General features: G+C 62.4%; 6 protein-coding genes. 3 read left to right on the top strand and 3 right to left on the bottom strand.

Annotation, left to right across the window (positions count from 1 at the left end):
- Nucleotides 1-361: 361 nt before the first annotated feature.
- A complete protein-coding gene (locus ACFOW6_RS18160; RefSeq protein ID WP_382423842.1) occupies nt 362-739 on the top strand; it encodes a hypothetical protein in 378 nt (125 codons plus the stop codon).
- Nucleotides 740-845: 106 nt separating this feature from the next.
- On the opposite strand, the gene ACFOW6_RS18155 is transcribed toward ACFOW6_RS18160, so the two are convergent.
- Complete coding sequence (locus tag ACFOW6_RS18155) at nt 846-1,574, bottom strand: aspartate/glutamate racemase family protein (protein WP_382423841.1); 729 nt, start codon at nt 1,572-1,574, stop codon at nt 846-848.
- The gene (locus ACFOW6_RS18150) at nt 1,571-2,584 is read right to left on the bottom strand and encodes a D-cysteine desulfhydrase (protein ID WP_382423840.1); all 1,014 of its coding nucleotides are present in this window, start codon (nt 2,582-2,584) and stop codon (nt 1,571-1,573) included. Before ACFOW6_RS18150 ends, ACFOW6_RS18155 begins: the two co-directional genes overlap by 4 nt.
- Before the next feature lie 237 nt (nt 2,585-2,821).
- On the opposite strand from ACFOW6_RS18150, the gene ettA reads away from it, so the two are divergent.
- Both ettA and ACFOW6_RS18140 read left to right on the top strand, forming a co-directional pair.
- Entirely contained in the window at nt 2,822-4,495 is a 1,674-nt protein-coding gene (gene ettA / locus ACFOW6_RS18145) for an energy-dependent translational throttle protein EttA (protein ID WP_382423839.1), read from the top strand.
- A gap of 117 nt (nt 4,496-4,612) precedes the next feature.
- Entirely contained in the window at nt 4,613-5,095 is a 483-nt protein-coding gene (locus tag ACFOW6_RS18140) for a PAS domain-containing protein (RefSeq protein WP_382423838.1), read from the top strand.
- Nucleotides 5,096-5,197: 102 nt separating this feature from the next.
- Here the strand turns inward: ACFOW6_RS18140 and ACFOW6_RS18135 are convergent.
- A partial coding sequence (locus tag ACFOW6_RS18135) for a right-handed parallel beta-helix repeat-containing protein (protein ID WP_382423837.1) occupies nt 5,198-6,899 on the bottom strand: 1,702 nt, incomplete at its 5' end.

Here is a 6,899-nt window from a genome sequence, read left to right as displayed (position 1 = left end):
CCATTCGTAATCCGTCAGTTCGTAACGCCGCCGGCTCATCTGTCCTCCGTAGCTTGCTCTACAGAGGACAAAGGGGAATCATAAATCACCCAATTTGGGAATCCCGTTTATGAGTATGCAGCCTAGGTCCGAGCCTGCCTGTTTCAAGAGCTGCGGTCTGTGACAAATGTTTCCTCACAGAAACGTGATGCCTCATTTATGCTCAATAGTTTATTCCAGATCACAAATCCTTTGCGCAAACGGCGTCTAATCTAACGGCGTGGAACGCTTAAATCCTTCATCAACAGCCAATGACAGGCTTGGAGACAAAAGCGGATCACAGCCTGTGATCCGGTGCTTTCAAGAACGAAGGAGACAGAAGATGAACAAGACAGTGATTCCCGCCATCGGATTTGCCCTGACCACGGCCCTGGCCCTGCCGGCCATGGCCCAGAACAACCCCAGCATCGAAGGCTACGAGGGCGGTCATGTTGCTGCCCAGCAGACCGCGTTCGACACGGCCCAGGTTACGCCGTCCTTCGATGCCAATGGCAACCAGTTGGCCAGCAACCAGAGCCTCGAGGGCTACAACGGCAATGGCCCGATCAATGCCAACGCCCGTTTCGACACGATCGTCGTGGATCGCTCGCAGTACGCGTCCAACCCCGCGATCCGGGACGACGCCAATGTCCAGGCCATCCGCGAGGCACGCGGGGATTTTTCCCAGATCCATGATGGTGCCCCCGCCGGCGGCCGCTGAGGACCGCCTCTAAGAGACGACTTCATTCGAGTCCTCTTATCCAGGCCGCGCCAAGCCCCAAGCTTGGCGCGGCTTTTTTTTGCGCTCCGGGAGTGTCTGGCGGGAATTACCCTTCCACCCCGGCCGTGCGCAGGATTTCGGCGGCCAGCAGGTCCAGGGTGTCGGCCAGGGGGATGTTCTCCGTGGCCGGCAGTTCGATGACCGAGAGTTCGGTGCAGGCGATCAGGAAGGCGTCCGCGCCGCGTTCGCGCAGGCCGTCGGTGACGGCCTGGTAGGCGTCCTGCTCCAGCTGGCCGCAGGTCTTGGCCTTCACCGCACGGATGACCTGCAGAATGGCCTCTTCTTCCCGGCCGTCGGCATAGACCGGCGTGAAGCCGGCGGCTTTCAGGCGCTGGTCGAACAGCCCGACCTTGCGCACGGCGGGCGAGGCCAGCAGGGCGACCGTCTTCGGCTGAGGGGTGCTGTTCTGCAGGTAGCGGACCGACAGGTCGATCATGTCCAGGAACAGCAGGTCCACGGCCTCGCGCACGGCCGGCAGATACCAGTGGGCGGTGTTGCAGGGCATGGCCAGGAAGTCGGCGCCGGCCTGCTTCAGCCCTTCCGCCATTCCCACCAGCACCGCTGTCGGATCTTCGCCCGTGCCCTCGATGAGATGCTTGATGCGCGAGGGCACCTGCGGGTTGTTGTCCACCAGCATGCGGATGTGGTCGGCGTCGTCGCGCGCCGGAGTGGCGGCGACGACGCGGCGCATCAGCTCCACGGTGGCCTCCGGGCCCATGCCGCCCAGCAGGCCGAGCGTCTTCCTGGCCCCGGAAGGCGACTGGCCCGTCGTCATGCTTGGTAGCCGGGTAGCCCGAAGATGTCGGGATAACCGAACAGGGCGACGGCGCCGCCGGTGTGAAGGAAGACTACGTTGTCGTCCTTGTCGAAGCGCCCCTTGCGGACAAGGTCGATCAGGCCCGCCATGCCCTTGCCGGAATAGACCGGGTCCAGAAGGATGCCCTCCAGCTCGGCCAGCATCTTCACGGCCTCGACCATGCCGTCGGTGGGAATGCCGTAGCCCTCGCCCACATAGTCGCAGTTGGCGACGACGTCACTGCGCTTGACCACGCCGTCGAGACCCAGGTGGGTCGATGTCCGCTCGGCCAGGATGAAGACGTTCTCCTCCTGCTGTTCCTTGGGCGCGCGCACGCCGATGCCCAGCAGGGGAATGCGGCTGTTCAGTGCCTTCAGGCCGGTGACCAGGCCGGCCTGGGTGCCGGCGCTGCCGGTGGCGTGGACCAGGTGGTCGATGCGCAGGTCTCTCTCCACCGCCTGGTTCAGCAGCTCCAGGCTGGCGTTCACATAGCCCAGAGCGCCCACGGGGTTGGAGCCGCCGCCGGGAATGACATAGGGCGTGCGGCCCTGGCCGCGCAGGTCTTCGGCCAGGCTTTCCATCTCGGCCTGCATGTCGGCGCCGGTCGGGCGCTTGGCGATGATGGCGCCGTGCAGCTGGTCGAGCAGGACGTTGCCGTTGTGGACGTAGTTGGGATCGTCGCTGCCGGTACGGTTCTCCAGCAGGATGTGGCAGGCGAGGCCCAGCTTCGCCGCGGCCGCCGCGCTCTGGCGGGCATGGTTCGACTGGGTGGCGCCCTGGGTGATCACCGTGTCGGCACCCTGTTCCAGGGCGTCGGCCATCAGGAATTCCAGCTTGCGGGTCTTGTTGCCGCCGGTGGCCAGTCCGGTGCAATCGTCGCGCTTGATCCAGAGCTTCGGCCCGCCGAGGTGCTTCGACAGGCGCTCCATGGGCTCCAGCGGGGTGGGCAGGTGGCCGAGGCGGACGCGGGGAAAGCGGGCAAGATTCATCGCTGTCGTCTCCGTGATCGGGCGTTCATCTTATTGAAGCACGGGAATTGAATACCCCCGTTTGGATTTCGCCAGGAACGGTAACATCCTCGTCTGGCGAAGACACGTCACTTCCAACGACTTGCCGGGGCTGAGAGTGAAGGTGGCTGGACCTGCGGCATGGCTTGTGCGACACATCGGGCGCGTCGGCGACAGGCCGGATTGCAGCATTCCGACAGCAGTGAAGGTAGGGGCAAGATGGCGAGCTATCAGTACATCTACACGTTACAGGGACTGAGCAAGACCTATCCGGGAGGACGGCAGGTCCTGAAGGATGTCCATCTGCATTTCCTGCCCGGCGCCAAGATCGGCGTGCTGGGTCTGAACGGCGCCGGCAAGTCGACCCTGCTGCGCATCATGGCCGGCGAGGACAAGGAATACAACGGCGAGGCCTGGGCCGCCAAGGGCGCCAAGGTCGGCTATCTGCCGCAGGAGCCGCGCCTGGACGAGAGCAAGGATGTCGCCGGCAACGTCATGCAGGGCCTGGCCGACCTGAAGGCGCTGGTGGATCGCTACAACGAGGTGAGCGCGCTCTTCGCCGAGGAGGATGCCGACTTCGACGCCCTGCTGGCCGAGCAGGCCGAACTGCAGGAGAAGATCGACGCCGCCGACGCCTGGGACCTGGAGCGCCGGATCGAGGTGGCCATGGACGCCCTGCGCTGCCCGTCGGGGGAGACGCCTGTCGACAACCTGTCCGGCGGCGAGCGGCGCCGCGTGGCGCTCTGCCGCTTGCTGCTGCAGAAGCCGGACGTGCTGCTGCTGGACGAGCCCACCAATCACCTGGACGCCGAGTCCGTGGCCTGGCTGGAGCGCTATCTGGAGGAATACAAGGGCACCGTCGTGGCCGTGACCCACGACCGCTATTTTCTGGATAATGTGGCGGGGTGGATCCTGGAGATCGACCGCGGCCAGTGCATCCCCTTCGAGGGCAACTACTCCGGCTGGCTGGAGCAGAAGCGCAAGCGCCTGGCGCAGGAAGCGCGCGAAGAGGCGGCGCGCGAGCGCACCCTGTCGCACGAGATGGAGTGGATTCAGCAGAGCCCCAAGGCGCGCCAGGCCAAGTCCAAGGCGCGCATCAATGCCTATGATGAGCTGCTGCGCGCCGGGCAGGAGAAGGCGCCCGAGCCCGGTCAGATCACCATCCCTGCCGGCCCGCGCCTGGGCGACCTGGTGGTCGAGGCCAACGACCTGCGCAAGGGCTTCGGCAACCAGCTCTTGATCGAGGACCTGTCCTTCAAGGTGCCGGCGGGGGCGCTGGTGGGCATCATCGGGCCCAACGGGGCCGGCAAGACCACCCTGTTTCGCATGATCACCGGCCAGGAACAGCCCGATGGCGGCGAGCTGCGTGTGGGCGATACCGTGGAGCTGGGCTACGTGGACCAGAGCCGCGATTCCCTCAATCCCGACAAGACGGTCTGGGAAGAGGTCTCGGACGGGCTGGACATGATCCAGATCGGCAAGAAACAGACCCCTTCGCGCGCCTATGTGGGCGCCTTCAACTTCAAGGGACCGGACCAGCAGAAGCGTGTCGGCCAGCTGTCGGGCGGCGAGCGCAACCGCGTTCACCTGGCCAAGATGCTGAAGTCGGGTGCCAACTTCCTGCTGCTCGACGAGCCGACCAACGACCTGGACGTGGACACCCTGCGCTCCCTGGAAGAGGCGCTGCTGGAGTTCGCAGGCTGCGCCATGGTGATCAGCCACGATCGCTGGTTCCTGGACCGCATCGCCACGCACATCCTGGCCTTCGAGGGCGACAGCCAGGTGGTCTGGCTGGAGGGCAACTACCAGGATTACGAGGCCGACCGCCGGCGTCGCCTGGGCGCCGAGGCCGACCAGCCGCACCGCATCAAGTACAAACCGCTGGAACGCTGAGAAGGCAGGCGCCTGTCCTCGGGCCGGATGGCATGGAGGGGCCGTCGGGGTTCATTATTCAGGAAGGCACCCCATATTAAGGGACCTATCACAGAACAAGGACAAGCAGTTCCCTTCATGCTCATGGTTCAGGACGCGAACCGCATCACATCCGAGCGCCTGCTCAGCTTTCACGATCACTGGAAACGCCTCTGCAAGGGTGCGGCCATGGCCGAGCGCAGCGCCTTCGACATCGTCGAGGCACCGCGCGCGTTGGTGGGCCACCTGATCCTGCTGGACGTCCTGGAGGGCGGGCAGGATTTCCGCTACCGCGTCGTGGGAACCCACATCGCCGAGGAGATCGGCCGCGATTTCACCGGCGAGACGGTCCTAGAATACCACGCCCGCCACGAGAGTCGGGAGGTCATCGACGGCTACGCCGAGATCGTGAAGACCGGCCAACCCCACCTCTATCACGGCAGCCTCTACGACCTGGGTCGTGACTACGTGACCTACGAACGCCTGGCCGTTCCCCTGACGGGCCCCGGCGGGGACATTGCCTTCATCCTGGCCTGTTTCCAGTTCACGCGGAAAAGTATGTACCGGGTTGCCGCGGACTGATCCGGCCTGCCGGGAGTCCTGCCTCGGGCTCTCCCATCAAGGCGCGATTGTTTTGTTGGCGCAAGCCGGGGTATGCAGGACGGCTCATGGCCATGGGGCAGCTTAATAACTGTCGCCGCAGGTTTCCGTGCCACCGCTGGTCTCGATGGTGAAGCCAGGGCCTGTGTAGGTGCCTGCAATATCTGCGCACACATCTCCGCCGAGCTCTTCGGTGGCATCGACGTTGTCCGTTCCTATGTAATGGCCAGAGCCGAGCCAGAAGAGATCGGTGCCAATCTTCCCTTCGAAACGATTGCTGTCAATTTGGGCATCATGGTCGATGCCAGTCAGGTATATGCCACTTTCGTCGATTGCGGAAATGAGATTCCCCTCGAGAACAAGACCATCTGCCCCGGTCACAAGGGATATGCCCGATCCTTCTGCATTAAAGATCGAGTTGTTCTTCACGGTTGTGTCTTTGAGGCTAGACGTGAAGAAGATGCCATCGCTTCCTGTCCCGGAGATCGAATTGTCATCCACCATCAGGTCTTCATATTCGTCGCCGGTTAAAAACATTCCCGATGAATCAAAATCGCTGATGGAGTTTCCGGTTAGGCGCATTTCGGACCCACCCTCGTAGATGGAGATGCCGCTATTGCTGCCCTCCTGACCGGAAATGAGATTGCCCTCGACTGTCAGTTTTGTGACTTGTCCATATGAAAAGATGCCCGTGCTGCCGATATCGGACAGGATGTTGTCCGATATCGTGACGTTCGATATATCATCTGCATTCATGTCGATGCCATCGCCGTCAATGTCGGCAAGGCTGTTTCCGGACAGTTGAATGTCGGAAATGCTCTCGCCATCCGTGAAGAAAATACCGTCACCACTGGTTTCAGAGATAGTGTTTCTTTTCACTTTGATGTCATTCGCACCATCCACAAAGGCAAGGCCAGAACCGTCGACGTTCCCATCAAAGGGCACGCCGGTCCGAGATATGTCGTTGCTTGCCAAGGTGACATTGGACGCACTGCCTTCGAAATAGACGCCATTGCGGCCGGTCTCGGAGACGCGATTGCCAGTCAAGGTGATATTCTCGGAACGTCCCTCAAAGTGAATGCCATGCTCTCCTGCGTCCATGATTTTATTGCCGCTCAGTCTTATATCTGAGGCGCCGTCTAGGAAGCCAACCCCGCTTCCCTGCGTGCCAGAGACATGATTTCTTGTCAGTTCGACGTTTGAAACATCTTCACCGAAAGCGATGTTTCCGTTTTCCGTATTGGATATGCGGTTTTCGTGCAGGGTGATGTCCGATGAATTCTTCATAAATCCAGCCCCATATCCTCCGGTTCTGCTTATATCATTGCGGATAATATGAAGATTCTCGGTATTCTCCGGTGCGCCGACGAGAGCACTGTCGCGCCCCATGGAACTATCTCCTTGGATGCTCAGTCCTCCGACATAGGTGTTGTTTGCGAGTTCAACCACGGGCGCCTCGCCGCCATTAATAATCACCGTCCCCCGGCTGCCAGGCGCGGTATAGGTCATGGTCTGGCCCGAGTCGACGCCGCGCACGGCAAGGTTATGCCCGCCGCCGATGAGCGTCTGGCCGTCCTCCAGTTCGACGCCGCCGTCCAGGTCGCCGTCGCCGCCCTTGGCAACGACCAAACCGTTCTCCTCGGCCGCGGCCAGGGCGTCGGCCAGGTTGCCGCCGCCGCCGGCCACCTCGACCACCTCGCCGATGGTCACGCCGGTGGCGACGTTTTCAACATCCTCCGTCGTTTCCGGCCGCTGCGAGGGACCGGCCTCGGTGACGATGTCCACG

Source organism: Fodinicurvata halophila, assembly GCF_042651425.1.
Taxonomy (GTDB): Bacteria; Pseudomonadota; Alphaproteobacteria; order Kiloniellales; family DSM-21159; genus Fodinicurvata; species Fodinicurvata halophila.
This window is presented reverse-complemented; position numbering and strand designations above follow the sequence as displayed.